We start from the raw sequence: 18,679 nt of genomic DNA on the forward strand, positions 1-18,679 counted from the left end.
CGCGCCATCGGACCGCGCGGCAGCCCGGGCTCGCCGCCGCGCGTGGTTGTCAATCCCGGTCCGCGACCACCGAGTGCGGGCCCGCGTCGTCCGGTTCGTCCGGCTTGTTGCCCGGCCAGTCCGGCGAGTCCGGCGACATCGTGGGCGTCGGCGGCGGCTGCGGAATCAGACCGCCCAGATCCGGTGCGCCTTCGATCATCTCGGACAACTTCGGCATCGAGTTCCGGTGCGTCAGCAGCGGGTCCATCAGCTCCCGGGCCTTGTGCTGCACCTGGGCCGCCGCGTCCTGAACTGCCTTGGTGACGGCCGCGGCGATCTCGTCCATGGTCAGGTCGAGAACATCGTCGGCGAACTTGGTGTCGATGAGGACACCGTCGGCATTCACCGTCACCTCGATCCGCTTGTCCTCGGCGAGAACTGTCGCGGTGAGCAACGAACGTTTCTTCTGAACTTCGGCGATACCGCGCATCTGATGGCTCAGGCCGGACAGCATCGTCGCCATATCCTCTTGCAGACGTTCGTTCACCACAGCGCTACCTCAGTCCCTTCCGGTCCGGGAGGCGGCGCTCCACACCGAAGCGCACCCTTGCGGATTACAGCGCACAACATTGAATTCCCGATGGCGTGCATGCGAATTCGGCGCGATGCCAAGGCTTCGAGATGATCAGAACTGGCTGTCCATCTCGTTCAGCTGATCGACGGCATCGCGCTGCCCGGTGGCGAACGCACCGAACGTGCCGCCGATCCCGTCGACACCATCCAACAGGTTCGGTTTCGAGGTGCCGTACCCATCGTTGTTCTTACCGTTGATGAACTTCTCGCCCATCGAATCGTTACCCCACGGCTGCTTCGTCGAGTCGTTCTCGATCCCGCCCAGCCGGTCACGGAGTCGTTTCCCGACGCCCAGCACCGAATCCGACACCTCCTGGGTCAGATCCGCCGCATGTCCCAACGCCCGCCGATCCACCTCTACACGATCCGCCATGATCTCCTCCTCACCGCCGGCTCACGCCGGTTCATTTCAGGGTGAACGGCACATCGACCGAGGAGCTCCCCGGGCCCGCGCCGCCGAACATTTCTCCGGGCGCCACCACCGTGCCGTCCGGCACCACCGCGCCGGACGGAATCACCGCGCCCTCACCTACCACCACGTCCTTGCCGACCTGGGCGCCCGGATGAACCACCACACCCCGCTCCAGGACAGTGCCGGCGCCGATGACGGCGTCGCTCTCCACCGATACACCCGACTGGACGACGGCGCCTCGGCCGATCCGCACACCATCGCCGACGACCGCACCGGCATCCACCTGTGCGCCCGGCTCGATCGTCGCCCCGGGGTCGACCCTCGCCTCGGGATGTATCACCGGCGGTTCCGGCGGATCGTCGGGCGGTTGCTCGCCCGGATCGGTTCCCGCCGGTACCGCGTTCTCGGGCAGCCAGCCGTCACCCGCGGAATCCGGTGCCCGGAACTCGGGGATCGGGTAGGGCACCTTCATCGGCCAGCGCTGCGGTCGCGGTTTACCGCGCACATCCTTGCCCTCGCCGATGAAATGCGGGTCCCGGTTCTCGTCGAACCAAGCCCGGGCAGCCTGATAGTGCTCCACCGAATTTCGTTCTAGTCCCAGGACCTGCCACATCTCCGGCGGCCGGGTCCGGTCGCCGTCTCCCAGCCCGGCGGGCACCCTGTTCCACTGTTGCTGGAGCGTGTGATCGATCTGCTGCTGCAGATTATCCATCGCAGTCTGCCGTTGCCGCCGCTGCTCCGGCGTTTGCTGGTTCTCCTGCTCATGGACCGACCGCAATTCATCCAACTGCCGCTGGCGCTCACGCTGCTCTCGCAACTCTCCTTCGTGCTGCTGTAGCCGTGCCACCTGCTCACGCAACCACCTCTGATGCGCGATCTGCTCCGCCCGATCCGGTCGAAGCAATCGCCCCGAAGGCGGACGGTCCGGGTCCGGCCCCGGCGGCGGTGGTGTGCCCGGTGGGGGTGGTGTGCCCGGTGGGGGTGGCGTACCCGGAGGCGGTGGCGTACCCGGAGGCGGTGGCGTACCCGGAGGCGGTGGCGTACCCGGAGGCGGTGGCGTACCCGGAGGTGGCGGCGTACCCGGAGGTGAGTGCGGCGGAGGCGGCGGCGGTGAGTGTGGCGGAGCCGGCGGCGGTGAGTGCGGCGGAGGCGGCGGCGGTGAGTGCGGCGGAGGCGGCGGCGGTGAGTGTGGCGGAGGCGGCGGCGCGTCCTCACCACGCACCACCGACGGATCCGGCGGCAACGGCGCATCCTCATCCGCACGCAGCGACGGCGACCCTGCCCTCGAGAGATCCGGGGACCCCGCACGCGACGGCGGCAACCCCACACGCGACGGATCCGGCGAACCCGCAGACGAAGGCGGCAACCCCACACGCGACGGATCCGGCGGCGGGGTTCCCGGCGGCGGCGGTGGCGTACCCGGTGGCGGCGCCGTATCCCCTCGTGACGACAACGGCGGCCCACCGGTCGACGACGAATCACCCCGGGGCGCCGGCGTGCCGGGACTACTCAACGGCGATACGTTCCTGTCCAGCGGGCGGTCGAAGATACTGTCGCCATCCGGCAACGGGGACACCGAACGCACCGCCGCCCGGTCCGGCGGCAAGGGCGCGCCCTCATCCGCATGCGGCGGCAGTGACCCTGTCACCGTCGGATCCGACGACCCGGCACGCGAGGGCGGCACCCCCGCAGCCGACGGCGGCGACCCCGCACGCGACGGATCCGGTGGCCCTGTCGTCGGGAAATCCGGCGACCCCGCACGCGACGGCGGCAACGCAAACCCTTCCAGCAACCTCGACGGCGGCGGTAGCGGGCGCACCGGTATCGGGTGCTGTAGCGGCGGCGCCGTATCCCCTCGCGACGAAAACTGCGGCCCGCCGGTCGACGACGAATCGCCCCGCGACGGTGCTGGGGGCCCGCTGGGCATCCCGGAATCACCCCGCGGCGCCGGTGTGCCAGGACCGCTCAACGGCGATACGCTACCGTCCAGCGGGCGGTCGAAAACACTGTCGCCATCAGCCAACGGGGACACCGAACGCATCCCGTCCACTCCCGGAGCCGGCGACCCGGCGAGCGGAGTGGCATCGTACAACTCTGCGGACGTATCGGACCCCCAGTCGTGGCTCCCCCTGGTCTCGAAGCCGACCGGCCCGGGGTCTCGTGGGCCGCCGAACGACGTGCCCCCTTCGGCCCCCCAAGCCGACGCCTCCCCTGTCGTCGCGAACCAGTGGCTGTGCGGCATGGGTGGCGAGAACTCCGGTGCCGAATGCGAACGTCCTGCACCACCGGTCTCGCCGAAAGCGCCTTCTGCACCGTGACCACCGAACCCGGCACTGCCACCCGGCCCAAAGCCACCCCCACCGAACTCACCACCACCACCCGGCGCAAAACCACCCCCACCGAACTCACCACCACCACCCGGCGCAAAACCGCCCCCACCGAACTCACCACCACCACCCGGCCCAAAACCGCCCCCACCGAACTCACCACCACCACCCGGAGTAATTCCCGAAGCCGCAATGACTCCGCGTCCATCCCCCTCGCTTCCTTCGCGGCTCCCCTCTGAGCTCCCTGCCCGGCTCACCTCCGGGCTCCCCGCCCGGCTACTTTCCGGGCTCCCTTCACGGCTCACCTCCGGGCTCCCCGCCCGGCTACTTTCCGGGCTCCCTTCACGGCTCACTTCCGGGCTCCCTCCCCGGCTCACCTCGTGTCCACCGTCCCGGCCGTCTCCGGTACCGGCATTGCCGGCGAACAACCCCGGCCCCTCGTACTTCGACAGGAACCACGCATTTCCGCGCAGCCAGGAGTCTTTCCGGAAGGCCGACCTATTGGTGAAGCCGTCGGTCGTTTGCGGCACATAGCTGTTGAAAGCCGAGGCACCGCGGGCCCCACCCACCAGCGCGCCCTGGGCGAAGTTCCCGACCCAACCCGGGCCGTTGGTGAACGCCGAGAAATCGCCGCCGGCGGCCAGGGCGGTGGCCAGGTTGCCGAATACCGCCCCGAATCCGTCGGACATGGCGCCGATGAACATTCCGTTCGCCGTCCGGCCGGCAACATTGTTCAGGTATTTTCCCGCCACCTTCTCGATACCTTCGCCCAGGTACCGGCCGAACTCCCGGGCCGGGATGGCTCCGGCGGCGCCACCGAGAGCGGACAAGCCGAACTCCTGCCCGTTGAACGAGCGTCGTTTACCGTCGGCGATCTGTCCGGCTTGGATACTGCCGTTGATCGCCATCGGGACGACCGCGCCTTCCGCGGCCCGGGCACCGTACACACCCCAGCCCTTCGCAGTGGGCCAGCCGGGATTGCCTTTCGCCAGCTCTTTCCAGAAATGGCGCTGTGTGGTCGGCGCTCCCGCCCGCCGGGCGATGTTCTGGATGGTCTTCTGCACAAAGTCCTGAATGATCTTGAGGTACGACCGGGTGGAGGCGATCGCGGCCGCCTCCACCGCGGGGGCGGTCGGTGGAAACAGCCAGGCCCAGGCGATTTCGATGGCAAGCCAGCAGAGGGTGACGATGATGGTGAGTTTGGTGGCCTGTAACTCGGTGCCCATATCGAAGGTCGAACCGTATTGGGCTTCCATCGAGGTGGCCAGTTGCTCCAGCGATTGGTCACCGCTGCGCAGCATGTCGTAGCGGGCGCCCATTTCGGTGCGGGCGTCTCCCTCTTCGTAGGCCTCCATGGTGGCATGCTTGGCGTCGTCGATCTTTACGAGCAGGTCGAGGAGTTCTTTGCTCGCATCCTGCCAAGCTGCGGCGACTTCCCAGGCTTTGTCTTCGTCGCCGTCCGGCCACTGCGCACCCGCTATCCAGCCGAGCCAGCGAAGCTCGGGAGGGAGGTACAAACTCATAGCAGCGCAGCTCCGACGGCTCGGGATCGCGGACCAGGGTCGGGTAGACCGGTTCGATTCTGGCGTGCTCCGTTGAATTCTCTGTGGCGCGCAGGCGAATTCGGACCCATCTCCCGGAGAAGCCGCCCGTGGGAGACCCCCGAGCCGGTATCAAGAAACCGGCACGCTGCTGGTGTCGATGAGGGCGCTGGTGGGGGTCGCGGGAGTTTCGTGCCGTTCGTAGCGGCTGGGGTGTGGAAATCGCTCGGCGAGGAAGCGTTGCAGATCGGGGCCGAATGCCGAGTCGTCGAAGTTGAGGAACCTCGCGTTTGCCGCGCAAGCCAGGGAGACGATCTCCTCGTATGCCGGGGGTTTGCCGTGAAAGCCCACCCGGCTGCCCTCCGTTTTGAGATGCACCAGCGGTCGCGGGTGGTGCTTCTGGACGTGGCTCAGAATGGCGGTGATGCCCATCGGGCCCTGCCAGCGGTCCTCGGTGACGAAATCCCGCAGATCGCGATAGGCGTCCAGCACCCACTGCTTCCGGAACCAGGTCGGCGCATGCGTTTCATAGTTGAGCGTGCCGTAGCCGAGGCGTTTGAGCAGGTCGTGCGTCCGCCACAGGCTGTCCTTCCACAGGCCCTTGCCGCGGCTGTCGAGGGTCGCCAGGTCCTGCAGATAGCGGTTCCGCTCGGCGTCGTCGGGCGTGAGATCGCGGAGCAGAACGAAGTCGTCGCTGAAGAAGATGTATTCCTCGTCCAGTTCCGGCAGCAGGGCCGTGAGATAGAACATCAGGAACCAATTCGTGACGGGCGTTCTGTAGGGGCCGATCCAAGCGATCGCCTCGTGGGGAACATGGAAGATTCCGCTCTCCGGGCCCGCCAGCCATTCCGGCCGATCGCCGAACACCACCACCCGCCGCACCCACGGCATGTAGCGTTCGACGCTCCGCAGCGAATACTTCAGTTCGATGTCGCCGAATGGACTGTGTTTGAGGAAGTAAAGAGCATCCATCGCCTGGACTTTCGAAAGGGGTGAAGGGCAGGGCTCAAATGGTATCGAGCGTTCGCCACCTGCCAGAACGCACCACCATTCCCTACCGCGGGATGTTCGCCGGCCGTATGCCACTGCGGCCCTATGCTCGCAATTCTGCTGTGGAGGGCCAGCTTCCGTCGCGCCGGTGCTGCTCGAAGGCCCAGATCACCAGGTTGGTCACCACCGGATGGATCTCCCCCACATCGGTCCGGTAGTCGAGCGTTTGCCGATCGATGATGAGCATATGGTCGATCGGCGGTCCCGCCTGTGGTGCCCGTAACGAGTGTCCACGAACCCGGTATCGCACCCGGTCGGGCCCGTCCTCGACGAGTTCGGCACGAATATCCCAGGTCGGTGGATAGATCTGATAACCCGCGCGGGGCCTGCCCGTGCGGATCCCGGCGTCGTAGTCTTCCGCGATGATTGCCGGCGCCAGGCTGCCGGCCGTGGTGATCACGCCGGTCGCCCGGTCGACCACGTAGTTACCCGCGCGGTATCCGATATCGCCGCCCTCCGCCGCGGTGCGGACGGGGCGGAACACCCACGCGAATTCGGTGGGAAGGATCGAGTATTCACGCTCCGTACCGAAGATCTCGGCGAGATAGCGGCGTACTTCTTCCGGGGTGTCCAACTGGGGTGACATACCAGTCCTTTCATTCGTGCGTGACCCGCTCATTCCGGGGGCGGGTCCGTGCCCAGCGTGAACGGGATATCCACCTCCGGCAGTGCGGCGGCGGCTCCGGGCCCGTCTGCGGAACTACCCTGCTCGTCGCCCGTTCCCGCCGGGACGGAGCCGGCCGGAAGCCAAGACTCCGGGGCGCCGGGGGCCCGGAAACCGGTCGGCAGTACCCATTCGATTGGGCGGCGCCGCTGTATGCGGCCGTGGCCTCGGTAGCCCGGCGGCCGCGTATCCACCGGCTTCTCCGCCCCATCGACCGTCTCGGCGATATGCGCTTCCGGCAGCACCGGCCTCGGATGGTCGACGCCGCCGCCGGTCCGAGCCTGCGACGGGGAATCCGGTGGTCCGTACGGGCTGCTTGCGGTGGAACTGCTGGGCGTGGGCGTGAAATTGCCGTTGATCAGAGTGTCGGCCGTGGCGGCGGCGAACATCATGGCGACGGCATCGGTAGCGACGGTCTGGGTAAGGGCCTCGTGGTTGTAGACCGTCCCGGTCAGCGGGTCCCACCACACCGGTTCGGAAGGCTGCGCCCCGGATTCCGGATACACCAGCAGCAGGCACTGATCTGCGACCTCGTAGCCGCCGGCACCGGGTAACTGGTAGCGGTGCGTCAATTCGACGAATACCACCGACCCCGTGCCGAACCGGGGCTGCTGGATCAGCTCGTGGAGGAAGCCGAGCTGCTCGGCCATCGGCGCGTCCGCCGGCTGCAAGGTCTGCAGCGGTCCCCGGAAGAATTCCTCCACATCTCGACGGCCGCCGCTGTCGAGCACTTGCGGAACACTGGGCCGGCCACCGGTATTGACGTCGTTCCAGCTGGGCGCCGCGAACCGCGGCCTGCCGAGGAAGGTCGCCGCGGCCGCGAGACCCACCCGGTAGATGCTGTGCTGGCACTGCGCGGGATCGAACCGGTTGTACGCAATCAGCTGTTTGTACCCACCCGGATGCCGGAATATTGCGACCCCGCCGGCGCCGTCGTCGAGCGCGGCCGTCAGCTTCGCCCGATGCTCGGCGGCCTGCACGACCCGCTGCGGTGTGGAGATGACGAAGGCGACGGCGAGAGTGCAGTCGATCATCGTCGGCGTCGGGAAGTCGTAGGTCCTGCCGTTCTGCGGGTCGCACCAGACCGGGCCGGACGCGTCTGCCGGGAACACCACCGCTATCGCATGCTGGTCCCCGCGCACGGGGGTGCCGTCGGCGTTGTACCGTTTGCGCCCTTGATCGTCGGTGTCCTGCCATTGGATGGAAACGTCGGCCATCGTGCCCGGACCGAGCGCGGCGATTCGGTGGTGCGCCGAGCGGTACTGTTCCGCGATCGACTGTCCTTCCCACCCGAAGAACACCACCTGCGAACCCAGGAACCGCTCGGCCTTCACGATCCCGTGGCTGCCCCGGTCTCGCCCCGGCGGACCGACGGCAGGGAGAGCGACCTGCGGCTTTCCCAGGAAGGTGGAGAGCAGCGCGGCGACGCAATCCTCACAGTTCTCGTTTCGGCCGGGCGCCGCCATCCCCGGACCGTTGATCAGCTCGATGTACGGATATCCGCCGGGTACCGACTCGTCGCCCGGATGCCTGAATGCCACGAAATCATCGTCGTCGTCGCTGATCGCGGTCTCGAGATCCAACTGGTGCTGATAGTTTTCCAGTACCCCCCACCGACCGGGCATACGTTCGAGCGCGGATTCCGATATCGCGCTCAACTGTGCAGGTGGCAGCAGGGCCGGGGCCGGTCGGGGCCCAGCGGAAGCCTCCGGTATTTCCGCGGTATCGGCCGCTCGAGGCGATGCGCCGGCGGCCCACATATCCGTGACCGTACTTCCGGAGAACCCTTGGTGCGCAGGCGCTACCAGCAGTGCCGAAAGATTCCCGGCGATCAGATCGCCCGCCGTGGCCGTGACGTACAAGATACTGTCCGTCGCGGGCTGGTCCAGGAGCATCGTCACCGTCTCGTGCCGGTAAGTCGCGCCTTTCACCGGGTCCCACCACACCGGCGCCGCCGACGGCCCGCCCGGATAGATCAGCAGCAGACATTCGTCCGCGACCACCTCGGCGACCCGGCGATGCGAAACCTCGACCAGAGCGACCGATTCCGGCCCCAGATCGGCGATCCGCTCATGGATGAGGTCCAGTTGGCGCGTTATCGTGCGACGGCCGTTGTCGAGCGTACGCATACTCTTCTGGAAGAAATGCTCTACTTCGGTGCGTCCTTCTTCGTGGAGCTTGTGCAGTGCGCGCGGCCCGCCGTCGGCTTCGATATCGTTCCAGGCCGGCGCGGCGAAGCGCGGGCTGCCGAGGAAGGAGGCGGCGCCCGCGATACCGGCGCGGTACATACTGATGCGGGCATCGGTTCCGAAGCTGTTGTCCGTCACGAGCTTCCGGTACGACCGTGGGTCCGTGTACGGCACGAAACCGCCGTTGCCGTCGCTGAGCGCCGACTCCAGATCCGCTCGCGTCCGGGCCGCCGCGAGTACCCGTTGCGGGGTGGAGATGACGAACCCGACCATGGCCGTATCGCGGATATATCGGGCCATCGGCGCATCCGAGATCCCGCCGACCTGCGGGTCACACCACACCGGCCCGTCCGCACCGGCGGGAAACACCACCCCGAACGAGTGGGATCCGGCGACCCGGGGTTCGCCACCCCTGTCGTAGACCTTGTGCCCATTATTGTCGCGCTCGTGCCATACGGCGACGACGTATGCCATCGCGCCGGGCCCGAGGGCAGCGATCCGGTCGTGCGCGAGCCGGTATTGCTCCTCGATCGTCCGAGTACCGTCGTCGTAGCGCACCATCTGCGAACCCAGTAACCGCTCGGCGCGGGCCTGGCCACGGTTTCCCATATCGCGTTCGTGCGGTCCGATGGCGGGCGCAGCGACCTGCGGTTTACCGAGGAACGTCGCCAGTAACGACAGGACGCAGTCCTCGCAGTTGTCGTCACGGCCACGCGCCGAGGCCCCGGGTCCGTTGATCAGTTCGATCAGCGGTGCACCGCCGGGCACCACGGTCGTTGCGGGATGGGCGAATTGCACGAAGCCACCCGCGCCGTCATAGACGGCGGCTTCCAGGCCTGCCTGATAATCGGCCTTTTCCAATGGACCCCAGCGCGCGGGGTTGCGCTCGTGCGCAGGCTGCGGGATCAGGGCCGACTGCTCCGGAGTGAACTGCGGTGCGGTCGCCGGCCGGGGCTCGGCCGGGTTCAGTACTCCGTGGTCCCCATCTCCGGCCACGCCCCGTCCTGTTCCTGCCGCCACCCCGCCCAGGCCGCGCCCACCATCGCGTCGCTGGTCGTCGGCCGCGGTAGCCGGGTCGACTTGTCGATCACCATCGAGAACTGCTCGGGTGGTTTCAGCTCCGAACGGACGCCGACCCGGTATTCGATGTGATCCGGATTCTCCGCGATCCGCAGTAGTTCGACCCGGGTCTGCCGAGGATAGATCTGCCGGGCCGACGGATTCCGGTCGTTCGTCACCGCTTCGGTGTAGTCGTCCATCACCATCGAGCCCGGCCAGCTCGGATACTGCAGGATCACTCCCGTGTCCGCGTTCACCACCAGGCACGACATTCCGATGGCCGCGCCGGTCGCCTCCTCCTCCGGCGTCGGCACCGGTTGGAGCAGCCAGGCGCCCACCGGCATCCGGCCGACCAGATACCGGTCGCCGCCCGGGAGCGCCGCCCGCAGGTACGCGCGCACCTGGTCCTCTGTCTGTAGCGGCAGATCCATCGATCACTCCTGCTGGGTTGTCGGTAAGGAAAGTGTCCGCGGTAGCCCTCGGCACCGTCGGCCGGGCCGCCGGGGCGTCTGCTGCAGCCGACCGACCCGGCCGGGCCTGGAACCTGCGGCGTAGCGGTACGGGTGCGCCCGCCGGGTCCGCCCGGGAGACGTACTGTGCTGACGGCATATCCGTAGGCGGTTCCACGGATTCCCGATCGGCGTCCGGTGCCGCGAGCCGGCCCTGGGCGATGAGGTCGCTGCCGGCGCTCGGGGCCGGCGGCTCGGTCCGGCCCACGTTTTCGGTCCGCTGTCCCGTCGTGGCCCCCTCCGGCTCGGGGCCGATCGTCCGCCCCGGCGGTATGGCGACAAAGGACAGCGCGGTGGTGTCGCCGACGAGAGATCGCGGTGGTGTCGGCGAAGTCTTACCGGTGAGCGGATTCCACCACACGGGGCCTGAACCGTTGCGTGGGTATACGACCAGCGAAGGCTCCGGCGACCCCACCGCGCTCTTCCCGTCCGGGGTCCGCACCGGCGCACCGGTCTGCCGATCCACCTCGGGTTTCGCACTGAGCACCAAGGCCGCCGAGCCGGGGCCGCGGAATCCCACCCATTTGTGCAGCGCCGCGTACTGCTCGTCCATCGGGAGCGACGGGTCGAATCCTGTGGGTTCGCTGCCCAGCCACTGCACCGCCCGGTCCCGGCCGTTCCGCTCGTCCACACGGTCGTTACCGGGGTCCGCCGGGTCGGTCTGCCGAGGCGCGGCGACCTCCGGTTTGCCGAGGAATGTCGCGAGTCCCGAGAGGGCGGCGTCGAATGCATTGGTGCCGCGGCCTTTGAGGACGCCGCCGCCTGGATTGACCAGTTTCCCGTACGGACGCTCCGGTCGCGGATAGGTGCGTGGGTCCGCACCCACTACAAAGCTGCCGTCGTCGCCGCGAAGGGCGTCCTCGAGCGCCTTCTGGAATCCGGGATGTTCGACCTCACGCAATTCGCCCGGACCGATCCGGCGGCCCACGGCGGGGTCGGGCAGCCGCTGCGGTGGGTCCGGCCGCTCGTGCTCCGGCGCGATCACCACCTCCGGAACCGGAACCGGGGCGGTCGGTTGCGGCCGCACCGGCCCCGCGGAGGCGAAACTTTCCTGCACCGAGCGGCCCGGCGGGACCGGGACGAACCCGACCCACCGTGTGCTGTGGACCAACCGGAGCGAGGGTTTTTCCGTGACAATATTCCCCTGCGGGTCCCACCACAGCGGGCCTTTCGCTCCCACCGGGTAGACAACCAAGGTCGCATGCCCGCTCAGCACCGGCCGGCCGTTCCGGTGCATCCCGCGACCCGTCCTGGGATCCATCGGCTGCCAGTGGAACGTGACGTACGCCGCCGACCCCGGCCCGAGATTCTTGATGTACTCGTGGATCGCGAGGAACTGTTGGGTGATCGTGCGGCTACCGTCGTCGAAATCGTTGGGCTGGTTGCCGAGCATCTCGTAGAGCCGGGTCTGGTCCAGGCCGTCGGATCCGCCGGAATCGGCCACGCCGTCGACGATCCTGGTGAAGCGGGGTAGCGCTACCTGTGGCCGGCCAAGGAAGGTCATCAGACCCGTCACCGAACATTCCAGGCAATTCTTGTTCCGTCCGGTTGCCGAAGTACCTCCGGGGTTGATCAGCTCGCCGTAGGGGGTCCCGTTTGCCGGGAAACTGCGCGGGTCGGCATACCGGACGAAATTGCCCTCGGCATCGCGCATTGCGTTCTCGAGCCGTGTCTGCGCCCCCGGATCCTCCAGCGGGGACAGCCAACCCAGTCCGTAGGCGCGGGCATCGGTGCCGTTCGAGAGCACCATCGGTGGCCAGGGGCGGTCCGATCGCGGTCGCGGGGCGACATCCTGCTGCGAACCCGGAGACCGCTCGGCCGGGTCCGGCTCCTCCAGTCGCGGCCTCTTCGCGGCCGGGGAATCGTCGAGCGGAGCACCGACCGGGATATCGGCCGGCTCGACGCTGCGCGGTCCGAGCTCGGCAGGTGTCAGTGGCCGCTCACCACCGCCGCGGTCCTCATCCCCGCGCGGTTCATCGGAAACCGTCCCTGCTCCTGGAAGTTCCTGCCGCTGTTCCCCTGCCGGCAGTTCATGCGGCAATCCGTCCCCGGGCAACTCGTGCCGTAGGTCCGCACCGGCCAACTCGTGCCGCACATCCGCACCGGCCAACTCGTGCCCCGGCTCCTCGACAGGCGGGCGCAAGAGCTCGTGCCGCGACGATTCCACCGGGATCAGCCCGGCCGAACCTTCCTCGGTTGCCGCGGGGCCGGCCGGAACGGGCCCACCCGACGCTCCATCCACCGGAGCTCGGGAGACCGCGGGGATCAACCCACTCGGCTCCCCGTCTGCCCGGCTCGGCGACCCCACCGGAATCAACCCATTCGACTCCACAGCCTGCGGCTGCACCGGGATCAATCCGCCCGACTCCGCATCCGCAGGCCGGTTGCCGGCCACCGGCGAACGGTGCGAATCCCCGTCCTGGCCCCGGGATGAGGTGCCGGGCGCCGATTCCGGCGGTAGTACCGTCGCGCGGATCAGGAATTCCGGGCGGATATTGCCGTAGTCACCGGCCGGGTTCGCGACAACCTCGGAGATCCGGTATCGGGTTCCCCGGGGGAGCAGCAGTTCCCGCTCGTAGCCGTAACGACCGTTGCGTCCCAGCCACAGGCCGTGCGTACCTTCCGGCAGATCCAGTTCGATCCGGACGGTGCCCGGAAAGGCCGGAACCACGCCGAGGGAGGTGGACAGGTACGCCGGTTCCTGCTGCGTGGTGCCTGCCAGCAGTCGCGGATCCCGCCCGCCCAACGGCGTGCCGTCGGCGGTGACCATGAACGACAGGTCGTTGACTCCACGAACCGCCCGAACGGGACCACCCGGGATCGGCCGCTCGAGCGCGGTGTTCAGATCGGTGATCCGGTGGTCGAACGCGGACTGCGAAGGCGCGGTACCGAGATAAGCGGTCAACCGGGACAGCGTGTCCTGATCGGCGGTCAGCTGCTCCACATGGGAATCGAGGTCCGGCTCGGCGAGCGCAGTGTCGATCACGGTCCGCTGTCGCGGTGTGAGCTCCGGATTCTGACCGATCCGTTCCAGATCGGCACGGGCCGGTAGCGCGCCCCCGGCGAGCTCGTAGAGCGTGGCGAGTGCCGCCGCGGAATCACGCACGCGGGTGAAGAACGGCTCCCGGTCCGGAGCGCCGTCGCGCAACACATTGTTGACCGTGAAGGATTCGGCGACGTACTTGCGGACCGCGGTCTGCTGCTCGGCCGGGAGACGGCGGAATTCGGCACCCAGGTGGTTCTCGCCGTACCGGTCGCCGGCCTCGTCGGACGAGAACTGCCGATACCCGTCCGCCCCTATGAACCCCTCGTCGAGTTCGGGTGTCCGCACCGTCGCCGTCGCCGCGGCAGGTGTTTCCGCCTGTGTCACGGACCTTTGGCCCGGAACCGGTTCGGACGCCGGTAGCTCCGCATGAACCTCCCTGGTGGGGGCCGACCCCGGCGCCTCGGCAACATCCGGACCCGGATCCCGCGACGGCTGCCGCTGTTCGAACGGCACTGTCTCGGCCGCCGGCAACTCCACGAGTTCCCGCGCCGGCACGAACGACTCGGTTGCGGGAGGAATGGCTTCGACTGCCGGCGGCCGGGCCGGAATCGGTGGGGTAACGGTCTCCGGAGCCTCGACGACCTCCGGCATCGGGGTGTACTCGATCGCCGATGGTGCCGCCTGCGGAGGTGCGTCCCCCAGGGTGGGCCCCCCGGTTGGCTCGAGGATCCGGCGGGTTGGTTCTCCCGGGTGCGATGGCGGGCCGGTGGGGTCCGGAACGCCTTGAAGGTCACCATGCGTTCCGGTCGGATTCCGCGGTGACGGCTGAGCCGACGTTCCGGCCGGGGACGGCGCAGCCGGTTCCACGATCGTGCTACCGGGCGGAATCGGGATGAAACGGAGTCTGCCGGTTATCGCGATCAGGTCGGCGGGTGGGTGGTCCCAGGTCTCGCCGGTCACCGCGTTCCACCACACCGGACCGGATGCGGCCGGAGGGTATACGACGACTGTGGGATGGATCCGGATCACCGGTTCGTTCCGCAGATCCCGCAGAATCGTCCCGGTCGCCGGATCCCGCTCCGGCACCGCGCTGAGAACCAATGCGGCCGAACCGGGTCCGAGATGCTGCATCCAGTTGTGCAGATTCGCGAATTGCTGCGTCACCGACTGCTCGGCCGGGAACCGGTGCAGGTTCCCGCCGGCCCATCGCACCGCCCGCCGGGCGCTGTCGGTGTCCGCTGCCCTGCTGCCGGGACCCAGCGCACTGTCGGGAAGCCGCGCTGCGGCGACCCGCGGTTTCCCGAGGAACGACGAGAGCCCCGAAAGCGCGGCATCGAAATAGTTGCTCCGACGTCCCGGGACATGCGGGCCACCGCCATTGACCAGCAACCCGTACGGGACCGCGGTCGAGGGATGAGTACCCGGATGAGCACCCTCGACGAAACCGCCGGAGCCGTCCCCCAGCGCGCTTTCGAGCGCCTGCTGCAGCCCGGGATGCAGGTCCGGGTTCGAATTTCCCGGGCCGAATATGCGGTTCGCCGCCGGATCCGGTAGCTGCAAGGGCGGCACCGCGGCGGACTGGGCGGTCGGCGCAACCACCGGCCCGGTCGGCGGTCGGTACGGAACCGGAGCGGGCAACGCGGTGCCGGGGTCCGGCTCCGCGGCGATGACCCGATCGCCTGGAATGGGGATGAAGGCCACCCCAGCGCTGCGGTCGACCATCTCCGGTGACGGTCCGAGGGTCATCTCACCCGACTGCGGGTCCCACCACACCGGTCCCTCGGCACCTTCCGGATAAACGATCAACGTGGTGTGCGCTTCGAAGATCACCGAACCGTCGTCCGGATAGGGGTCGCCGGTGGCCGGATCGATCTTCTTCCACATACTGGTCACGTACGCGGCCGAACCCGGGCCGAGGTGCCGTATCCAGTTGTCCATCGCGATGTACTGCTCCGGGACGGGCCGGCCGTCCTCGTAGCTCTCCTGACCGGTACGCAACATCTGGAAAACCCGCTGCGGACTTCCCTGCTCACCGGCACGGCGGTCGACGACACCGTTCACCACATCCGGGAACCGGGGTGCGGCGACCATGGGCACACCGTAGAAACCGGCCAGCCCGGCCAACGCGGCCTCGGCACAGTTGTTGCCGCGAGAGGCATTTCCGGATATTCCGGGGTTGATCATCCGGCCGTAAGGGGTCCCGCCGGCCGGATGGGTACGCGGATCGGCGTAGCGCACAAAGGTCCCGTCCGCACCGCGCAACGCGTCCTCGAGGCCCTGCTGTAGCTGCGGATCTTCCAGAGGTGCCAGCAGACCCGGTCCGTACGCACGGGACTGCCGGGGATTGCCCAGCACCATCGGCGGTTCCGGCCGGCCGAACAGCGGCGGCTCCGGTGCGGTCTCCGCTTCCGATTCCGGATCCGTCCAGCCTTCCCAGTCCGATTCCTCCCCTTTGGACTCCTCCGCTTCGGAATCGCGTGGCGAGGGGGAAGCCCGCGGACTCTGCTGTGCGGGCGACTGCCGCTGTGATCCGCTGTCGGCCGGTACGAGTACCGGTGTCGGCTCCGCATCTTCCGAACCGGTTTCCTGTTCGCCCGGCTGTGGACTACCCGATGCCGATTCCGCGGCGCGCGTCCGCTTGGGTGGCGGTTCCGGGCTCGGTTCGGTCTCGAAGTGCGCTCGTTTGGGCCGGCCCGGATCGCCCTCCGCGGACGAGGACTGCGCCCCGCTCCGATCCGGCCCGGCCGGCACCTGAACCGGTCGAGGCTCCGGCCGATGGGGCCCGGCCGGCGGCTGACCGGACCCGGCCTCCAGGTGATCCGATCCGAGCCGCGGATGATTCGCCCCGGCTTGTGGCTGCTTCGGCACCGTCGCTCCAGGCTGCGCTCCGCCCGAACCGTGATTCGAGGTATTCAGCGGATTCGAGTGCTGCGCGGGAGCAGCCGGCGAGTTCGTCAGCTGTGCAGGGGAACTCGGGTTCGCCATCGGCTGCTGCCCGAGTTGAGTGGGGGTCGCAGGCGCGGGGCCCGCGGGTACCGTGCCGCGGCTCCCGCCCCCGAAACCGGTCGGCGTTGCGGTGGTCCCGGCCGGGTGGATCGAAATCATGGCCTCGAAGGCCTGTGGTGTCCATCGTGATTCCAGATCGCCCGGGAGATCACCACCGATCAGGTCCGCCCAGTCGGCATCGCCGGTCACCTCGGACAATCCGGTGTCCGGCGGCTCCGGTCGGCTGGTTTCGGCGGTCGAACCCGGCGACGCGGTCTCCGGTACCGGTACCTGACGATTCTGCTGGGCTTCCGGCGACGCGGCGGCCGTATCCGGCAGACCGGCCGTGGTTCCCGGACGGTCAGCGGCACTTGATTCCCCGGTAGGCGATTCCGGGCGACCGGCTTGTACCCCCGCGGTCGTCTGTCCCGGTCCGGCGGATTGGGCAGCTCCGGGATTCGAGGCGAGCCCGGACACCGGTGTCATGCCGGCCGTCTGGGCCGAGACGGGGGGCTGAACCGGGCCGGAAGCAGGAGCCGGACCGGACGCCCCGGGGGCCGGCGGTCCACTCGCCTGGAACGACTGCGCGCCGGGATCCGGGGTGCCGCGGAATTGATCACCCGTTTCTCCGCCGGCCGGCGGACCGGTCGAGGTGGCACCGGGGCCCGAGCCCGGCTCGTCCGCCTGCTGTCCGCTCGTCCCCGGATGTTCACCGTCCCCGGAATTACCCGTTTCGCCCGGCCGGTCTCGGTGCGTCTGCTGCTCCTGCCCCGTTATCGTGTCCGCGGCTTCGTGCCCGTTCTCCGAGTCCCCGGCCTGTGTCCCCGGTCCCGCGAACGGCGATTCGCCGTCTGCACCGCCCGCGCCGTTCGATCCCCCGGCACCTTCAACAACAGCGGGACCACTGCCCGCCGGCCCCACCGGCGCGTGCGACGGCACGCCACTGCTACCGGACGGGCCCGTCGGTGAATGTCCGCCGACAGCTGAAAGCACCGAACTCGAAGCCTCGGGCGCGGAGGACGGCCCGGGCGCTGTCGAACCCGGGCTGCCGCCCGCGAAGCCGGAGCCCGGCGGCCGATTCAGGACTTGCTGCCCATCCGCCGGCATCTGCTGCCCGCCGACGAAGCTTTGCGGCTGCGTGGACCCCGGCGAGGGCTGCCGCCCGAACTGGTCAACCGATCGGGATCCGTCACCGGAACCGTTGCCGAATTCCTCCTCCCCGCCGCTGCGCCCGAACCCGTTTCCCCCGCCGGCGCCCCAATCGCCGGCGGCCGAGCCGGCGAACCCCGCTCGGCCGAAGGTCGAGGGGTCGGCCAAGCCGACCATCCCACCCTGGATGAAACTGCCGGCGACGCCTACTCCGGTGAGCGTGTCCGATACGCTCTGCCCGGATATCCCGGCGACGAACAGGCTGCCGGCGATACCGGCGAGTCCGTCCGACATGGCCCCGACCACCGTGTTCTGCCCCGCCCGCCCCCACCAATTATCGAGTTGGTCGCCGAGATTCCTGTTGAACCCGAAACCGCCGGCGAAGCCTTTGTTGAGCCCTTTCGCCACGGCCCCACCGATCGGTTCCGCGAAACCGCCGGCCGCCGCGCTGTAGCCGACTTCCGACCAATTCATGTCCCGGCGCTTGTCGTCGGCGACCTGACCCGCCTGGACGGCCCCGGTGATCAGCGCTTCCTCAGCGGCGCCCTGGATCACCTCACTACCGACCACACCCCATCCTTTGGCGGTGGGCAGGGCCGGTTTCCCGGCCAGCAAACTCCGCCAGAAACTTCGCTGCACGGTGGGTGCACCCAGCTTGGCGGCCAACTGCTGGATGGCCTTCTGGGTCGCTGTCCGCACCGCCTGCAGTATCGCCCGGCTCGTACCGACCGCCGCGGCTTCGGCGGCGGGGGCTGTCGGCGGGAAAAGCCAGGCCAGCGCGATTTCGACGGCCAGCCAGCAGAGCGTGACGATGATGGTGATCTTTTCGGCCTGCAGCTCGGTACCCATATCGAAGGTGGAGTCCGAGGTCTGCTGCATGTACTTCGCGAGCGCATCGATCGAGGATTCTCCGCTGCGCATCCGGTCGTACCGAGCGCCCATTTCGGCGCGCGCGTCGCCGTCCGAATAGGCAGCCATCGTCGCTGCTTTGGCCTCGTCGACAGCGGCGATCAGCGCGAGTAGTTCTTCGGCCGCTTCTTTCCACACATCGGAGACCGCCCAGGCCTTGTCCTCGTCGCCGTCCGGCCATTCCGCGCCCGCAATCCAGCCGAGCCAGCGCATCTCCGGCGGCAGATACAGACTCACGGTGGTATGGCGGCGGCTACTGCCGGGCTTCTCACCGCCACCTCCTCATC

Annotated in this window: 6 protein-coding genes; all 6 read right to left on the reverse strand. The window is 68.5% G+C overall.

The window, feature by feature from the left end:
• Window positions 1-49: 49 nt before the first annotated feature.
• Window positions 50-529, reverse strand: a complete 480-nt coding sequence (locus ACFWPH_RS23450) for a YbaB/EbfC family nucleoid-associated protein (protein WP_378754282.1) — start codon at window positions 527-529, stop codon at window positions 50-52.
• A 135-nt stretch (window positions 530-664) separates the two neighbouring features.
• Window positions 665-985, reverse strand: a complete 321-nt coding sequence (locus ACFWPH_RS23455) for a hypothetical protein (RefSeq protein ID WP_378754283.1) — start codon at window positions 983-985, stop codon at window positions 665-667.
• A gap of 31 nt (window positions 986-1,016) precedes the next feature.
• Window positions 1,017-4,874, reverse strand: a complete 3,858-nt coding sequence (locus ACFWPH_RS23460; protein WP_378754284.1) for a hypothetical protein — start codon at window positions 4,872-4,874, stop codon at window positions 1,017-1,019.
• 150 nt (window positions 4,875-5,024) lie between these two features.
• Entirely contained in the window at window positions 5,025-5,864 is an 840-nt protein-coding gene (locus tag ACFWPH_RS23465; protein ID WP_378754285.1) for a hypothetical protein, read from the reverse strand.
• A 121-nt stretch (window positions 5,865-5,985) separates the two neighbouring features.
• Entirely contained in the window at window positions 5,986-6,528 is a 543-nt protein-coding gene (locus ACFWPH_RS23470) for a hypothetical protein (RefSeq protein ID WP_378754286.1), read from the reverse strand.
• Window positions 6,529-6,557: 29 nt separating this feature from the next.
• The gene (locus ACFWPH_RS23475) at window positions 6,558-18,629 is read right to left on the reverse strand and encodes a toxin glutamine deamidase domain-containing protein (protein WP_378754287.1); all 12,072 of its coding nucleotides are present in this window, start codon (window positions 18,627-18,629) and stop codon (window positions 6,558-6,560) included.
• Window positions 18,630-18,679: the final 50 nt, after the last annotated feature.

Source organism: Nocardia sp. NPDC058499 (assembly GCF_042719915.1).
In the GTDB taxonomy this organism is placed as follows: domain Bacteria; phylum Actinomycetota; class Actinomycetes; order Mycobacteriales; family Mycobacteriaceae; genus Nocardia.